This window comes from Deinococcus alpinitundrae (assembly GCF_009982895.1).
In the GTDB taxonomy this organism is placed as follows: Bacteria; Deinococcota; Deinococci; order Deinococcales; family Deinococcaceae; genus Deinococcus; species Deinococcus alpinitundrae.
In genome coordinates, this window is the sequence record NZ_WXZL01000011.1 from 127,177 (window position 1) to 143,381 (window position 16,205).

The window sequence follows — 16,205 nt, forward strand, 5'->3', positions numbered from 1 at the left end:
GTCACAGTGCTTCTCCCATGGCGTTCTGGCTCTGCGAGACGGCAGGCCGGGCCTCATTCTCAAATTCCTTCCAGCGAATGCAGCGCGACATGTGGCCGCCGCCGGTGTCTTCCAGCGCGGGCACGGCCTTGCTGCACTCGGGGATGGCGTACTTGCATCTCGGCTCGAACGGACAGCCGGGCGGCAGATTCAGCGGGTTGGGCACGTTGCCGGGAATGGCTTCCAGGCGCTCTTTTTTCTGACCCGGCCCGGCGTGGTACTCGGCAGCATGGTCCACGCGCGGAATGCTGTTGAGGAGGCCCATGGTGTAGGGGTGGCGTGGGGCCTGGAAAATCTCGACCACGTCGCCTTCCTCGACCACCCGCCCGCCGTACATCACGACGACCCTGTCGGCCATCTCCGCGACCACCCCGAGGTTGTGGGTGATGAACAGAATGCTCATGCCGATCTCTTTTTGCAGCTTGCGCATCAGATCGAGAATCTGGGCCTGAATCGTCACGTCAAGGGCAGTGGTCGGCTCGTCGGCGATCAGGAGCGCCGGATTGCAAGAGAGGGCCATGGCGATCATCACGCGCTGGCGCATGCCGCCGGACATCTGGTGGGGGTATTCGTGGACGCGCTTCTCGGGAGCCGGAATACCCACCAACCGAAGCATCTCGGTGGCGGCCAGCATGGCTTCCTTGCGGTTCTTGCCCTGGTGCAGCGACACCGCCTCGGCGATCTGGTCACCCACGGTATACACCGGGTTGAGGGACGTCATCGGTTCCTGAAAGATCATCGAGATGTCGTTGCCGCGAATCTTGCGCATCTGGGCTTCGCTCATCTTGGCCAGATCGCCGGTCTTGCCGTCCTTGCCGGTAAACAGCATCTCGCCTTCCACGATCTTGCCGGGCGGCGTGGGAATCAAGCGCATGGCGCTGAGACTGGTGACACTCTTGCCGGACCCGGATTCACCCACCACGGCCAACGTTTCGCCCTTGCCGAGGTGAAAGGTCACGCCGTCCACCGACTTGACCACGCCGTCGTCGGTGAAGAAGTAGGTCTTGAGGTTGGTCACCGAGAGCAGTGTCTCGGCGTGGCGGTTGGGCAGGGCAGAGTCTTTGGTCAGGGTCATGCAACGCTCCTGGAAGAAAGGTGAACGTCAAAACGGAAATAACGGACAAAGCGCGGTTCAGCGCGAAGCGGAGCAGTGAGCTATGACGGGCATCATAGCGCCTGACAGCGGCAGGGCGCGTCGTTGCCGCCCTGTCTGAAGGTTCATTGGCGCTTACGCGGATCGAAGGCGTCGCGCAGGCCGTCACCGACAAATTGCCAGGCCAACACCGCCAGAAAAATGAACACGCCGGGAATCAGCACCCAGGGGCGACCGGTGATGCTCTCGAAACCGCCGTCCTGAGCGACTTTAATGAGGCTGCCCCACGAAGCGTAGGGCTCCACCACCCCGATGCCGAGGAAGCTTAGGCCCGATTCGGCCAAGATGAATCCTGGAATGATCAGCGATACCGAGACGATCAGGTAGCTGAGGGTATTGGGCAGCATGTGGCGGCCAATAATCCGGCTGTCGTACGCGCCCATCGCCTGGGCCGCCTGCACATAATCGAGTTCGCGGATACTCAGCAATTGACTGCGGACCGTGCGGGCAATGCCGCCCCAGCCGACCACCGAGAGAATACCGATAATGAAGTAGAGTACTAGAATAGGATTGGCGTCGACGGGGAAGATCGCCCGCAAGGTGATCAGCAAGAACAATTCCGGAATGGCCGAAAGCACCTCGACGATGCGCATGATCAAGGCGTCGGCCCAGCCCTGGTAGTACCCGGCGATGCCGCCGAAGATGACGCCCAGCAGCACCGAGAAGAAGGTGGCGACCAGGCCGATGCTGAGGCTGATCTGACCGCCGTAGAGCACGCGGGTAAACTGATCGCGGCCCAGGTTGTCGGTGCCCCATAAATAGATGCGGGCCGGGTCATCTACGCCAAATAGGTGCGCATTCATGGGAATGAAGCCGAGCAGTTTGTACGAGGCTTGCGGGCGCGACACGAACCAGCGCAGCGGGTAGACCTGCGCCGTATCCTCTGTGTACTTGTCACGGAAGGTGGTCAGGTCGACTTCACGCTTGACGCCGTAGATAAATGGCGCGGTGTAGCGTCCATCCGCCGTGCGGATATGAATGCTGCTGGGCGGGGCCCATGACACCCGGTTGCTGTCACTTTCGTACGAGGTGGGCGAGTACGGTGAGAGAAAGCCCGCGAAGATCGCCAGCAGGTACAGCACCGCCAGAATGACGACGCCAAAGCGGGCCAGGGGGTGTTTGCGAAACTGCTTCCACGCCACCTGGTAGAGGCTCTGAGATTTGACGGCGGCAGATTGAGACAAGGAAGTGGCAGTGGTCATACGAGCCTCAGCTGTAGCGAATGCGCGGATCGACCGCCGCGAGAAGAATGTCAGCCAGGATGTTGCCGATGATGTAGAGCAGCGAAGTGAGGGCCGCCGTACTCACGATGACGTACAGATCCTGATTGCCCAGCGAATCGAGCAGCAGCGGCGTCAGCCCCGGCCAGGCGAACACCACCTCGACGAAGCCCGCACCGCCAATCAGGAACGGGAGTAGGCTACCCAGGGTGGCTACCAGCGGCAAAGAGGCATTCCGGAAGGCGTGCTTGTAGGTCACGATGCTGTCGTTCAGGCCCTTGGCACGCGCCGTGCGGATGTAGTCTTGCCCCATCACCTCCAGCATCTGACCGCGAATAAAGCGGCTTTCGCTGGAAATCGAGCGCAGCGCCAGCACGATGCTGGGAGCCAGCGCGTGCAGGAACACGTCCCAGCCGTTGCGGAAAAATCCGGCGTTCTGCAGCGCCCCGCTGCTCTTGCCGGTAATCGGCACGTCCCAGCCGGTGTTCTGCTTGAGCACCACTAGGCCGTAGATGACCAGCAGCCCAAAGAAAAACGAGGGAATGCCCAGCCCGAAATAAGCCAGCACCGAGATGATCCGGTCAGGCACGCTGTAGGGCCGCAGCGCACCGTAAATCCCGATCAGCAGCCCGATGGCGTAGGTCAGGACCGTCGAGATGATTACAAGAATCAAGCTGTTCCACAGCCTGGGAGCGACCAGATCCCAGACCGGCTGGTTGGCGGCAAACGAAATGCCCAGGTTGCCTTTAAGGAGGTTGGTCAGCCAGCGAATGTACTGAACCCACTCGGACTGGTCGAGTGAGTAGTTGATCTTGAGCTGCGCGAGTTTCTCGGGCGTGACACGCGGGTTTTGCGACAGCTGGGTCAGGAAATCGCCGGGAGCCGCCTGCACGACGAAAAACAGCACCAGGGTCGAGATCAGGAAGGTAGGAATGAACTGAAGCAGTCGCCGGAACAAGAAGGGAAGCAAGCGGGCACCTCGCGGAGTTGGAAGAGACGTGTTCCTGGGCCAGTTGACCTGAAGCCTGCAAGGGCGCTGTGCCCGGCACGGATATCAAAGGCGGAGTTCAATAAAGTGCGCGAGACCCAGCGGGGGATCTCGCGCGGCGCTCAGATGCTTGGGCGCGGGGGAAGGCGGGTTACTTGCTCAGCCAGGTCAGGTCGAGGTCGCGCACACCGAAGTAGAGGCTGGCCCACAGCGGGGTGGCGATCTTCTTGGGGGACTCGCCCTGCACGCGGGTATCCCAGACGTAGTGGGCGTTCTGGCTCAATAGGTAGATCAGGCCCTGGTTCTCGACCTGGAGCTGCTGAATTTGGTTGGAGATGGCCTTGCGCTTGGCCTGATCGAACTCGGCCGTGCTCTTGTAAAAGAGGTTGAGTTGCTGGGTTTCCCAGGGCGCGATGCACTGCTTGGACTGGTTGTAGCCGTTGAGGTCGCCGCCGCACTCGAAGATCGAGGCCACGCCCACCGGGTTGATGAAGCCGCCGCCGTTGAGGCCGGTGATGGCCGCGTCGAACTTGCGGTCGGTGGTGGACCCGCCGTTGGTGGGGTAGATGACTTCAAGCGCCTGGTTGAAGGGAATGAAGTTGGTCTTGACTTCCACGCCGGCTTTCTTGGCCTCGTCGGAGAAGATCTGGGCCATCTGCTGGCGGCGGTTGTTCTCCGAGTTGGTCAGCAGGGTAAAGCTCAGGCGGTTGCCCTTGCTGTCCACCCGGATACCGTCCGCGCCGCGCTTCTTGAAGCCGAGCTCGTCGAGTTTCTTGTTGGCGTCGGCGACGTTGTACTTGTACTTGTCCACGTTGGGAGCCACCCACTCGCTATAGAGCGGGTAGACGCTGGTCCAGGCTGCGACGCCCAGGCCGCCCAGCACCTGATCGATCATCTGGGGCTTGTTGATCAGTTCGCTCATGGCTTGGCGGAACTTGGGATTGCGAAAGAGCGTCTGCTTGAACGGATCGCTGCTCTTGTTAAAGTTGAAGTACATGTAGTCCACGCTGCCCTGCGGTCCGGCGTTGGCCAGCACGTCCACGTTGAGCTTGCCGCCGTTCTTGGCCGCCACGATCTGGGCGAGCTGGTCGCGGTTGCTCGGCGCGAACAGATCGACGTTGCCCGCCAGGAACTGCGCGAGCTGGGCGTTGAGATCCTTCACGACGCTGTACTGAATGCCGTCCATGTAAGGGACGGGCCGGCCCGCGCTGTCCTTGTTCCACTGGCCGTAGTAGGGGTTCTTGACCAGCGACAGGCGCTCGCCACGCTTGTAGCTCGCCACCTTGAAGTCACCGCTGACGACCAGCTTGCTGGGGTCGGTTTCGGGTCCCCACAGCGCGCGCACCGCCTTGACGCCTGCCGCACCGCCCGCCCCGAACGCCTTGCCGAAGATGTGGTCCGGCAGCGGGGTGATGTAGGAAATGGTTTCCAGGTTCTGCACCGTGGCGCGCGGGAAGGTGATGCTCAGCTGCAAGTTGCCGAGTTTCTTGAACGTCACCGGCTTGCCGCCATCGGTGAAGTACGAGAAGAGGTTGGCTTCCTCGTCGGTCGAGTAGATCTTCATGGTGCTGATGTAGTCGTCGGCGGTGATGGCCTGACCGTCACTCCACTTGAGTTCGGGGCGCAGCGTGAAGGTGAAGGTGCGGTTGTCCTTGGACTGGGTAAAGCTCTGGGCCATATACGGGATGTACTCGTAGGTGTAGGGATCCACGCCCAGCAGGCCGCCCGCATCGGTGAGTTCAGGGATGTTGGGCCGGCCCTGGGCCACCAGCGGGTTGTAGGTATCGAAGTCGCCCGCGACATTCATTCTCAGCGTACCGCCTGTCTTGACGTCGCTGGGCTTACTTACGGTGCGGTCCGCCGGGTGGACAAACGGGGTGGCGCTGGCGGCTCCAAGCGTCAGGGCGGCGGCAAACATCAGTACTTTCTTCATTCGTTCTCCTTGAGGATCAAAAACCAGGACTTGAAAATCAAAAATCAGGAAGGATCGCTTTCGGTCCAGAATGCTCAGCACGGAGATGTGATCTGAGGGTCAGCCTTCTCCGGCTTGGGAGGCGCATTAGAATGGACGGCAGCGCCCGTACTATAAGCGTGCTTTTTTGCCGGGGTCAAGCAAACAGCTTATTTTTAGTAAGCCAGACAGCCTATGCCAACCCAGACACGCTGTCTTTGTTTCAAACGAAAAGCCTAACCCCCATCAAGAGGTCAGGCGTTAAGTGTGAGACGAGCAGCGTTTCAGCGGGAGAGAATGTTGATCAGCAGGGCCAGCAACATGAAGAATCCGCCCAGGATACTGCTAATGCGGATCAGGCCGCCCTCTACGCCGCGCCCGCCGAAGAGGTCACCGCCTGAGGCCAGGCTAGCCGACAACCCGGCCTGCTTGGGCACTTGCAGTAACACGAAAAATACCAGTCCAACGCAGATCAGCGCGAATAGAGCGATAAAGATGGAGAGCAGTGCGGTCATAATCAGGGTTCCTCTGGATCGTTGTGGTGCCGGAGATGGGAGTCGAACCCACACGGTTTCCCGCTTGATTTTGAGTCAAGTGCGTCTGCCATTCCGCCACTCCGGCGACTCGTGAACCCGCTGCAGCTTTGCCACTGAAGCGAGGGCAAGCGTGATGCTAGCAGGCGGCGCACGCTGAGGTCAACTCACCGGGTCGGGGGCAGGGTCCGGCACGGCCCCGATCCGCGCTCCGATGTCGCGCCGAAGTTGCGCTCCGGCAAAAAGCGCGGCGTCGGCCAGCCGGTAAGCCCGGCCCAGCGCGGCGTTGAGGGTGGGTGCACAGGCCTGCACCGCCAGCACCCGGCCCCCGCTGGACACCAGCTGCCCGGCGTGCAGCGCCGTGCCCGCCTGAAAGATTTGTTCGCCCGCACCGGGAGTAGGCAGGTGCAGCGGGATGCCGGTCTGCGGCTGGGCCGGGTAGCCGGGTGCGGCCAGCACGATCACGGCGCTGGCCTCGTCGCGAAAACGGACCTGGTCGGCGCTCAGGTCGCTGCGTACGCAGGCCAGGGCAATCTCGGCCAGATCGCTGTCCAGCAGCGGCAGCACCGCCTCGGCCTCGGGATCGCCGAAGCGCGCATTGAATTCCACCACCTTTGGCCCCCCGGCGGTCAGCATGAGGCCGGCGTACAGCACGCCGACATAAGGGTAGCCTTCCTGGCGCATCCCGCGCAGGGTCACGTCCAGAATCCCGGTCTGCACCCGGCGGAGGTCAGCGTCCGAGACAGGAAAAGGGCAGATCACGCCCATGCCGCCGGTCATCGGGCCGACATCGCCCGCGAAGATGGTCTTGTGGTCCTGGGCGGGCGGCATCATCACGGCCCGCTCACCGTCACAGAAGGCCAGCACCGTGACTTCCTGCCCCACCATGAACTCCTCGATGACGGCCTGGGCCTGCGGCACCTCGAAGATGGCGTGCAGCGCCGCGTGCGCCTCGGCGTGGGTGTGGGCGATGGTCACGCCCTTTCCGGCGCGCAGGCCCGCGTCCTTGACGACCAACGGTAGTGGCTGGCTCCCGGCGTACGCCAGCGCCGTATCCAGCTCCGCAAAGCTGCGGTGGCCAGCTGTCGGGACGCCGTGACGAAGCATGAACGCCTTGCTCCAGACCTTGTCGCCCTCGATACGGGCTGCGGCCTGCGTGGGGCCGAAGGCGGGAATGCCCGCTCCTTGCAGGGCGTCGATGACTCCGGCGGCCAGCGGCGCTTCGGGGCCGACAATGACCAGATCGGCTTGCTCGGCGAGGGCCAGGGCCGTCACCGAGGCAGGCGATTGGTCGCCGCGTATCAGCCGGGCCTGCCGGGCCATGCCGGGATTGCCGGGCGTGCAAAGCACCTCGGTGACGCTCGGCGCGCGGCCCAGCGCCTCGACGATGGCGTGTTCACGCCCGCCGCCGCCAACGACCAGTACCTTCACGCCTGCCCGCCTTGCCCCTGCTTGTGGAAATACCGCGCCAGGCCCTGCACGCTCATCCAGGGTGGGCAGGCCAGCGTGAACTTGTCGGCCAGTCCCGACTCCTCGGCGTCGAGGTCGGCTCGCAACTCGGCGCTGAAGGTGCGGGTGACGTGTTCCAGGTCCTCGCCCGCCGCCAGCCGGGTCCCGACCCGCTGGGCGTCGGTCCGGATGTTGGCGATCAGGCCGTCCCAGTGCGCTGCGCTCTGCACATAGCTGCCGAAATGCGCCAGGTGCAGCCGCCGGGCCGTGAGGCCGCGCAGCAGGGCGATACTCTGCGCCCAGGCATTCAAGTCGATGTCGGGCGGTGGGGTGGGTGGACGCGGACTCTGCGGCAGGGCGATGCGCACCCCGCCCACGTCGCCCACGTAGAGGTCGTCGCCAGCGTGGTACGACACGTGGTGAACGGCGTGCCCCGGCGTGTAATGCACCTTCACACCTTCCGGCAGGCCGCTGAAGGCCAGCGTCTCGCCGCCGTGCAAGACGATCAGGCGATCGGCGGGCACCGGCTGCATCTCGCCCCACAGCGTCTGCATCTGGTCGCCGTAGATCTGGGCGGCGCTGGCGATCAGCCGCTCGGGACGGCTCAGGTGTTTCGCGCCGCGCTCGTGGACATAGACGCGGGCTTTCGGCAAGCGTGCGGCCAGCGACCCCGCCGCGCCCGCGTGATCAAAATGGATGTGGGTCAGCAGGAGGTGGCGCACGTCGCTCAACTCTGCGCCCAGTTTCTGAAGGCCGCGTTCCAGCGCTGGGAGGGTGCTGCTGGGGCCGGTATCGACGAGCGCCAGGCCGTCGCCGGTGTCAAAGACGTAGCTGGCGATGCTGCCCGGCACGCCCATGAAGTCGAGGTCGATCAGGTTCGCGCCCGCGCCCAGTGGGGCCACCTTAAGCCATCCCCGTCAGGCGCGCGCCGACCAGCGCCAGCGCCAGCACCGCCTGGAGGCTGGCGGTCCAGCTGAGTGGCCGGGCCGAGGGGGTGCCCCGCAGCGGCCCGAAGGCGGCCAGGCCCAGCAGCAGAGCGGAAAACAAAATGAGAGTCACGAGTGCCCACAAGATCATGCCGTGAAGTCTAACAAGCGACTGGCGACTGCGTCGTGGGTCTGTCTGACGAGGGCTAAGTGTGCTGGCGGGCCGAGAGGGCGGTCAGCGCCGCGAAGTCGTCGGGTTGCCGGGGATCGTCCAGGGCCGCCTTGTTGCGCCCGGTGTGGCCGCATTTCTGGCAGCGGTAGACGATCATCCAGCCTTTTTTGGGGTGCTGCTCGACCTCCACCGGCTCCAGCAGACCGCCGCAGTCGGACGCCCGGTCACCAGGAAACACGTCGAGGTGCAGGCTGTGCAGGCAGGCCGGGCAGTGGTTACGCACCGAGCCGTTGCTCAGCGGCAGCACGTCCAGGCCGCAGTGGGCACAGCGAAAGGCCGTGTTAGTGCCGGAGACGGTGAAGCGGCGGCTGGCGCTGCTCACGGCCCACCCCGAGACTTGCCGCGCCGCCAGGTGGCCCAGCGGCTGTCGAGGTAGGCGCGCACGTCGGGCACACCCACCAGCAGCAGGCCGCAGCCGACAAACAGCAGGCCCACCAGCGTCACGATCCAGCCGCCCCAGGCTCCCTGTCCCGCCACCAGCCCGACCAGCATCGCCAGCACGCCCAGGCCGATACTGAGTGAAGTGGTCACGCGCCAGGCCAGCACCGAGCCTCTGTCGACGTTCCACAGCAGCCAGCCCGAGGCCAGCAGGCTCAGGGCGTTGGTCGACCAGCGGAGAAAGTCGCCCTGAATCCATTTGGCGACTACTGGCACAGCGGCGGTGAGCAGAATCATCAGCAGCACGGCGCGGGTGGTGGTCTGCCCACCCATCGGCGGGTTCGGCGGGCGGCTGGACTGGCGGCTGGAGCACGGGGGAGGAGAGCCGGACATGTGAGCAGTCAAGCACACGGCCTCCCGAAATTCAGCGGCGCAGTGTCCCGTTGCCGTGTCTCGTTGCCCGGTTATCCAGCCCGACTTGCTGTCCGCTCACACCCCCAGCCCACCCCGGGGCGTCACGTCCACACGCACCCGCACCTTCCAACTGCGGTTGAGGACTTCCAGCAGCGCCGCCAGCCGCGCCTCGTCGCGCGTCCTGAGCATCAGGTGGTACGGATACAGTCCTTTGACCCGCGTGACCGGGCTGGGCGCTGGCCCCAGGACTTCCTGCGAGGTGGCTCCGGCGGCAAACAGCGACTGCGCGACCTCATCGGCCCCGGCGCTGGCGCGGCCCTGTTCGCGGGCGGTAATGAGCACCTGGGCCAGCGAGGCGTGCGGCGGGTAGCCCAGCGCCCGGCGCAGCTCATACTCGGCGCTGGGAAACTGGATGGCATCGTGGCCATCTGCCACGCTTCTCAGCGCCGGATGCTCGGCCTGAAAGGTCTGCACCAGCAGCAGCGGAGCACGCTCGGGATGCCAGGTGACGAGCTGGCGCAGCAGGCGGTGGTACCGCTCCGAGGCCCGGAAGTCGGATAAGTTGAGCCAGGTGTCAGCCAGCGTCACCCCGATGAGCGCCAGGTTGGGCGGCGCGTCTTGCGACAGTAAAGCCTGGGTGCCGACCACCACCCCGCTCTCGCCCCGCATCAGCGGCGTCAGGTCGTCTTGCTGGTCCTTGTCGAAGCGGTAGACCGGGCAGCCGGGCAACAGGGTTCTCACCTCGGCGGCGATCCACTCGGTACCGGGGCCTCTGGCGCTCCACATGGCCTCGCCGCACACGTCGCAGCGCTCGGGAATGCTCTGGTGGTAGCCGCACTGGTGGCAGCTGAGTTGCCGGGTCTGCTGGTGCAGCCGCAAGGGAATGTCGCAGTTGCGGCACTGCGGGGTGTGCTCGCAGCTGGGACAGCGGATCAGCGCCGAGTAACCGCGCCGGGGAGCCAGCAGCACCGCCTGCCGCCCGCGCTCGGCCACCTGCCGCAGCACTTTCGCCAGATCGTGCGACAGCGGATAGCCCGCGCCGGACTGTTGCAGTTGCACATTGCTGAGCGGCCCCAGGTCGGGCTGACTCGCCGGGTTGGCGTAGTCCACGATATGGACCCGGCTGCGCGGCGCACTAAGTACCACGCCGGGATGCGCCACCGATTCCACTGCCGGAGCCGCGCCGACGTAGGTCAGTGGCGTCTGGAGTGCGTGGGCCATCCGGGCGGCCAGATCCGGCACGAACACCCCCGACCCGGAAAGCAGTTTGTAGCCGTCGCTGGCTTCCTCCAGCACCACAATCAGGGCCAGATCATCCACCGGGGCTGTCAGCGCCAGGGCCGAGCCGATGATCAGCCGCGCTTCTCCAGACTGGATCAGCTGCCAGACGTGTTCGCGCTGCACCTCGCTGAGCGCGCCCGAAAACGCTGCGGCCTGGGTGCCGGTGTCTGCCGCCAGCCCGCTCAGCGCCTCCCAGGCGCGGCGCAGCGTGGCGGCGTCGGGGGCAATGACCAGCACGCTGCGCCCCAGTTCCAGGCGGCGGCGCAGGCGGGCAGCCAGCTTGGCGAAGCGCTCACGGTCCCGGCCGCCGTGCAGCCGCCAGATCAGCTCTTCCGGCAGATCATCCGGCACAGCGCGGGGCGGCGCTGCTGGCGCGGGCAGGGCAGGCGGCGGGGCCAGTACCTCGATGCTGTCGGCCCAGCGGCGGGCCAGCAGCGTGGCGACGTGGCTGGCCGGAACCCCGGCGGCCTGTGCCCAGGCGCTCTGCGTCTCGAACGGCCCGGCTTCTTTGAGGACCGTCCAGGCGGACGGCGGCGCGGCGTCTATCTGGACGGCCTCGGCCCAGCCGCGCTGCACCACCGCCGTGACCACGCTGCCGCCCACCCCAGCTTGCCGCGCCCAGTCGCCCAGGCCCAGCACCGGGCCGTGCTCATGCAGCCACACCCAGGCGGCGTGCTGCCGGGCCGTCAGCGCCGCGGCGCCGGAAGCTGCGGCTTGCCAGGCGGTCTGGCGGCGCTGGTCTTCCGGCACCTGTGCCCAGGGCCGCGCCTGGTACAAGGTTGCCAGGCGCGGCGTGAGGGCAAACGCCTCGTCGAGCAGACCCTGTTCGCGCACGGCGTCGAGCAGCACCGGAGAAAAGGTGCTGGCGTCGGCCCAGGCCGAGGTCGGGGTGTGGTGGGCAAACATGCTCAGGTCGGCGTCCTGCACGGCGCGCACCTGGTGGCTGTAGCGCGGACCCAGCCCCACCCCCAGCAAGTCGGAGAGCAGCAGGCCCAGCGGCACGCGCGATAAGGCGCTGAGGCTCTCGGCCCCCGCCAGAAAGCCGCGCCCCACCCAGGCCGAGTCGTCGAGTACTCCCGCCACCTCGCGCAGCTTGTGACCGCTGCCCGCGCTCGCGCCCACCACCACGCCCAGCGCCAGATCCCCGCGCCAGGGAATGAGTACCCGACGCCCCAGCGCGTCGCCCGCAAAGCCGTGCGGCGCAGCGAAGTCGTAGGCAGGCAGCGGCAGCGGCAACGCCACCGACCAGACGGCAGGCGAGGAGGCAGAGGCGGCGGCAGACATGCGAGACGAAGTATGCCCCGCCCTGCCCGCTGGGGTCTGTGGCGCAGGCCGGGGCCACCGTCAGCACAGCGTCAGCAGGAAAATTTACTTCAGGCGCTTGAGACCGTCGAGCGCCAGCTGGTAGCCGGGGGCGAGTTTGGCGGCGCGGGTGTATGAGTCGAGCGCCCGCAGCCGGTCCGGCGAGGCGCTGCCGCTGGAGCGCTCGTACGACAGCCCCAGGTAATACAGGTATTCAGGATTGGTGCTGGCCAGCGCCACCGACTTGGTGAGGTTGCTGCGCGCTTCCTTGAGGTTGCCCTGGTCGAGTTCCAGGCGGCCCATGTAGTAGTAGAACTCCGGGTAGCGCAGCGGGTCGAGCTGAATCGAGGCCACCAGTTGTGTGCGGGCGGTCTTGGCATCCTTGGCGAGGTACGACACGACCCCGTACTGCCCCACCGCGTAGGGATTTTTCGGTGCGAAGCGGGCCGCCTGGGCCGCCTCGGACTTGGCGGCGCTGAAGTTGCCGCTGAGGGCCAGCAGCTTGGCGTAGTACGCCCGGTTGAACGGATCACTGGGATCGGCAACGACTGCCAGTTGCAGATTGTTGAGGGCCTCGGGGATGTTGCCGCTGGCGTAGTACATGTCACCGATGTTGTAGAGGATGACCCCATTGTCGGGATTGAGTGTGTTGGCCTGCTTGAAGGCGTCGATGGCCTTGGTGGTTTGCTGCTGGAGGCGGTAGAGCGAGCCGCGCTCGTTGTAGATCTTGGAGAGGTTGAGGTCGAGCTTGTCGCTGTCGCCGCCGCGCGTGGCCACCTCGGCGGCGTCAAGCACCTTGAGGGCGGCGTCAAGGGTGCCGGGGATGGTGCTGCGGTCAGAAGTGCCGACGTACTGCGCCTGATACGCCTGGGCCAGCGCCAGGTAGCCGCTGACGTTGCGCGGGTCCTGCGCCACCAATTTCTTGAGGGTGTCGAGCGCCGGAACATAGAGGCGCAGGCGTGACTGAGTGCGGCCCAGGCCCAGCAGCGCCTCGCTGTTCATCGGGTCGGCCTCGGCGGCGGCGCGGAAGGACAGGTAGGCGTTGCTGAAGTCGCCCTGGTCGTAGTAGAGCACCCCCAGCGCCACATAATTGGTGGCGGGCGGCCTGGGTTTGGCCGGGGCAACCGGAGTCGTCACCGGAGCGGCGGGCGGGGTCGCCGGCAGCGGGGCCGGAGCCGCCGTCTGGGCTGCGCTCCAGCCCAGGGTCAGGGCCAGCAGCAGGGCCGCGCCGGAGCGGGTGCGGGGATGAGCGGCTGGCCGGTGAGAAGCGACTTCAAAATCAGCCGAGCGCGCTGTCCGCCCGGCGACCCTCTTGCTGTTGCGGTTGGGCATCGCTGTGCATCATACGGAGTTTTCGCCCACCGGGCGTGAAGAAAGCGTGAACGGTGCGCCCGGCGCTTTATGATGCCTGCATGACCACCTCGCTGAGCCTGACACTCTCCCAGAAGGTCCGCAGCCTCAAGCCCTCGTCTACCGTGGCGGTCAGTTCGCGGGCGCTCGAACTCCAGCGGGCAGGCGTGGACATCATCTCGATGGCGGTGGGGGAACCCGACTTCGACACCCCGCCGCACGTGATCATGGCCGCCAAGGCCGCGCTCGACGCCGGGAAGACCCGCTACACGGCCGTCAACGGCATTCCCGAGTTGCGCGAAGCGATTGCCGCCAAATTGCAGCGCGAGAACGCTCTGACGTATCCCCCCGACGCCGTGACCGTCACCAGCGGCGGCAAGCAGGCGCTGTTCAACGCCCTGTTCGCCCTGCTCGACCCCGGCGACGAGGTGCTGATTCCTTCGCCCTACTGGGTCAGCTATCCCGAGATGGTGTCTTTCGCGGGCGGCGTGCCGGTGGCCGTGTCGACCACGCCGGAAAGTGGTTACCAGCTCGACGTGGACGTGTTGCGGGCGGCCATCACCCCGCGCACCAAGATCATCATGCTCAACAGCCCCGGCAACCCGACCGGAGCGGTGTTTCCGGAAAGTACCCTGCGCGCCGTGGCCGCTCTCGCCCAGGAAAAAGACCTGCTGATCATCACCGACGAGATGTACGAACACATCGTCTATGACGCCGAGCAGACCAGCATCGCCCGCTTCGCCCCGGAGCGCACCCTGACCGTCAACGGAGCCAGCAAGGCCTATGCCATGACCGGCTGGCGCATCGGCTACGCGGCGGGGCCACTGCCGCTGATCAAGGCCATGAACGCCATTCAGGGCCAGAGCACCAGCAACGCCAACAGCATCGCCCAGTGGGCGGCGGTGGCCGCCATCACCGACAGTTCCGCCTTTATTGAGCGCAGCCGGGCCGCCTTCCGGCAGCGCCGTGACCGCATCGTGGCGGGCCTCAACGGGTTGGGTCTGGAAACGCCCACCCCGCAGGGGGCGTTTTATGTGCTGACCGACAGCACGCCGATTCGTGCCGATGAGCTGGAAGCCGCCCGGCTGATTCTGGATGAGGCGCGGGTGGCCGTCGTACCGGGCACCGACTTCGCCGCACCGGGCCGGGTGCGGCTGAGTTACGCCACCAGCCTGGAGAAGATCGAGGAAGTGCTGGAGCGCCTCAAGATGCTGCTGGACAGCCGCTGAACCGCCTTCATGAAGTCCTGGACACTGCTTTCTTACCCTGAGGTCAACTTGTCAGCACTATACTGACAACATGTCGAGAGCCTTTACCAAAGAAGACGGTGGAGTGCGCTGGGAAGCGCCCGCCGAGGCCAGAGCGTACCGTCTGCTGTGGGACGGCAGCGGCCAGAATGACGTGCTGCGCGAGTCCGACGATCTGCTGGAGCTGCTGAAATGGGCTGAGGCGAGGGCGCAGGGCCAGTTCGTGGTGCAGAGTGCCGAGGGCGCAGTGCTGGCACGGGTTCAGGCGGCCTGAGCCGTCGCTTTCTTCACGCAAAAACCGGCTTCCACTTTTACGTAACGCAGGTGGAAGTTTGATTGTCTGTGATTAACGGTTGAGACTGGTCAGAGCTACGACAGGGTCCTGACCGCGCAACCGTGCAGTCTCCACTGTGGACTTAATGCGCATGTACGTCTGCGCTCCAACCGCGTTCTTGCTGCATTGCGAGACCTTCCTCACCATCACCACCGTCCGCAGGCTCCGTTCCGCCGCGTTGTTCGTCGGGGGAATGTCCGGGTCCTTGAGGAATCGCCACAACCGCTCCAGCACGTCCTGCTTCAAGATGCCCAGCCGGAGTCGCTCGTTCGCTTTCGACTTCAGCGGTGCACGGTTGAGCAGGGCGTCCAGGCGCAGGGTGAGGGACTCACCCTGCTGCACGTACTCCTCCCGGGTACACACGCCCATGGTCACGTTTCGGTGCAGTCGGATGCCATCCCGGAAGATCTGTGCCACCCGCTGTCCGTACAATTCACCGCGCCCTAGGCGACCCTGCTCCCCAGCGGCGACTTCATCCGCATTGCGAATCAGGTGCGCCAGACACTTCTGCTGCTTGACCCCATCCAGGAAGTGGCTGTCGTATGACGAGAAGCGGTCACAGATCAGCACACCCATAAAGTTCTGTCCCAGACCTTCCCGGAGTTCCACGTTCGTGTGCCGCAGGTTCGCGCGGAACACCACGGTGTCTACGCTGCGGAACGTGCTCACCCAGGCGTTCTGGGTGCCAATCCGCCAGCCGGTGTCGTCGTGATGCACGAACGGAGCCTGTTGCACCTGAACCTGCAGCGTACCGACGTGAGCGCCCAGGAGGCCGCCGTCGGCAGCAAGTCGCTGTGCGGCTTGCGTGATCGCACTTTGCGTGACCTGGATGCCGCCCAGGAGGTTCATGACCCGACCAATCCGGCGGACAGGCAGGCCCACCTCTTGATGTAGGGTCTGAAGGGTCGCATGTAAGACCGGCCCGAGGCGATGGGCCGCCCTCCCGACCTGATCGGCTTTCAGGACGGGCACGTGGTATTCAGTGACCGGCACAGCATTCTGGGGAGTGAGTTCCGTGACCCAGGCCTTGTCGTGACGGGTGAAGATCAACGGTCCCGTGAACCCACAACGGGGACAAGTGTTCGGCATGTCGACCTGCACGGTTGCAGTGACCTGTTGCGGCCTGGGTGGGGCCTTGTGTGCGAACAGGCCCTCACCAGGCCGCCGTCCTGGTGGTTTGGGATCAGCGGTGTGTGTCTCCCGGCTGAAGGGAGCAGCGTACTTGCGGGCACGTCGTTCCAGCTCTTCAATGCGCTTCTTGAGCCGGGCATTTTCAGCCTGGAGCGCTTTATTCTGTACGATCAACTGGTTATTGATCTCGGCTGAAGTGAACGACGGTAGAATGATTGGATGACTGACCGTTGGCTCCCATCGCACCTCACCCGAGCTCAACTCGAAGAACGTCGCC

The 16,205-nt window shown here is 65.2% G+C and carries 15 protein-coding genes and 1 tRNA gene; 2 read left to right on the forward strand and 14 right to left on the reverse strand.

Features of this window, described 5'->3' with window-relative positions:
• Nucleotide 1: 1 nt before the first annotated feature.
• The 13 genes from GUI70_RS12190 to GUI70_RS12245 all read right to left on the reverse strand — a co-directional run bounded on the left by GUI70_RS12190 (nt 2) and on the right by GUI70_RS12245 (nt 13,198).
• Nucleotides 2-1,114 (reverse strand): ABC transporter ATP-binding protein, encoded by a 1,113-nt coding sequence (locus GUI70_RS12190; protein WP_161882580.1) that lies wholly within the window; start codon nt 1,112-1,114, stop codon nt 2-4.
• A gap of 143 nt (nt 1,115-1,257) precedes the next feature.
• The gene (locus tag GUI70_RS12195; protein WP_161882581.1) at nt 1,258-2,394 is read right to left on the reverse strand and encodes an ABC transporter permease; all 1,137 of its coding nucleotides are present in this window, start codon (nt 2,392-2,394) and stop codon (nt 1,258-1,260) included.
• Nucleotides 2,395-2,401: 7 nt separating this feature from the next.
• A complete protein-coding gene (locus GUI70_RS12200; RefSeq protein WP_161882582.1) occupies nt 2,402-3,382 on the reverse strand; it encodes an ABC transporter permease in 981 nt (326 codons plus the stop codon).
• A gap of 169 nt (nt 3,383-3,551) precedes the next feature.
• The gene (locus GUI70_RS12205; protein ID WP_161882583.1) at nt 3,552-5,333 is read right to left on the reverse strand and encodes an ABC transporter substrate-binding protein; all 1,782 of its coding nucleotides are present in this window, start codon (nt 5,331-5,333) and stop codon (nt 3,552-3,554) included.
• A gap of 302 nt (nt 5,334-5,635) precedes the next feature.
• A complete protein-coding gene (secG, locus tag GUI70_RS12210; protein ID WP_161882584.1) occupies nt 5,636-5,866 on the reverse strand; it encodes a preprotein translocase subunit SecG in 231 nt (76 codons plus the stop codon).
• Nucleotides 5,867-5,890: 24 nt separating this feature from the next.
• A tRNA-Leu gene (locus tag GUI70_RS12215) sits at nt 5,891-5,972 on the reverse strand.
• Nucleotides 5,973-6,046: 74 nt separating this feature from the next.
• Nucleotides 6,047-7,315, reverse strand: a complete 1,269-nt coding sequence (purD, locus tag GUI70_RS12220) for a phosphoribosylamine--glycine ligase (protein ID WP_161882585.1) — start codon at nt 7,313-7,315, stop codon at nt 6,047-6,049.
• A complete protein-coding gene (locus GUI70_RS12225; RefSeq protein WP_161882605.1) occupies nt 7,312-8,190 on the reverse strand; it encodes an MBL fold metallo-hydrolase in 879 nt (292 codons plus the stop codon). Before GUI70_RS12225 ends, purD begins: the two co-directional genes overlap by 4 nt.
• A 46-nt stretch (nt 8,191-8,236) precedes the next feature.
• Entirely contained in the window at nt 8,237-8,410 is a 174-nt protein-coding gene (locus tag GUI70_RS12230) for a hypothetical protein (RefSeq protein WP_161882586.1), read from the reverse strand.
• Nucleotides 8,411-8,465: 55 nt separating this feature from the next.
• Entirely contained in the window at nt 8,466-8,813 is a 348-nt protein-coding gene (locus GUI70_RS24335; RefSeq protein ID WP_237724871.1) for an RNHCP domain-containing protein, read from the reverse strand.
• Nucleotides 8,810-9,262: a hypothetical protein gene (locus GUI70_RS24340; protein ID WP_237724872.1), complete on the reverse strand. Its 453-nt coding sequence runs from the start codon at nt 9,260-9,262 to the stop codon at nt 8,810-8,812. The genes GUI70_RS24335 and GUI70_RS24340 overlap by 4 nt, the downstream gene beginning before the upstream one ends.
• Nucleotides 9,263-9,358: 96 nt before the next feature.
• Nucleotides 9,359-11,848 (reverse strand): replication restart helicase PriA, encoded by a 2,490-nt coding sequence (gene priA / locus GUI70_RS12240; RefSeq protein ID WP_161882588.1) that lies wholly within the window; start codon nt 11,846-11,848, stop codon nt 9,359-9,361.
• 84 nt (nt 11,849-11,932) lie between these two features.
• Nucleotides 11,933-13,198: a tetratricopeptide repeat protein gene (locus tag GUI70_RS12245; protein ID WP_161882589.1), complete on the reverse strand. Its 1,266-nt coding sequence runs from the start codon at nt 13,196-13,198 to the stop codon at nt 11,933-11,935.
• Between the two features lie 80 nt (nt 13,199-13,278).
• On the opposite strand from GUI70_RS12245, the gene GUI70_RS12250 reads away from it, so the two are divergent.
• On the forward strand, nt 13,279-14,445 hold the full coding sequence (locus tag GUI70_RS12250; protein ID WP_161882590.1) for a pyridoxal phosphate-dependent aminotransferase: 1,167 nt from the start codon (nt 13,279-13,281) through the stop codon (nt 14,443-14,445).
• Between the two features lie 70 nt (nt 14,446-14,515).
• Nucleotides 14,516-14,737, forward strand: a complete 222-nt coding sequence (locus GUI70_RS24010) for a hypothetical protein (protein ID WP_202630468.1) — start codon at nt 14,516-14,518, stop codon at nt 14,735-14,737.
• 72 nt (nt 14,738-14,809) lie between these two features.
• Here the strand turns inward: GUI70_RS24010 and GUI70_RS12255 are convergent, their stop codons facing one another.
• Entirely contained in the window at nt 14,810-16,174 is a 1,365-nt protein-coding gene (locus GUI70_RS12255) for an IS66 family transposase (protein WP_161882606.1), read from the reverse strand.
• Nucleotides 16,175-16,205 lie beyond the last annotated feature (31 nt).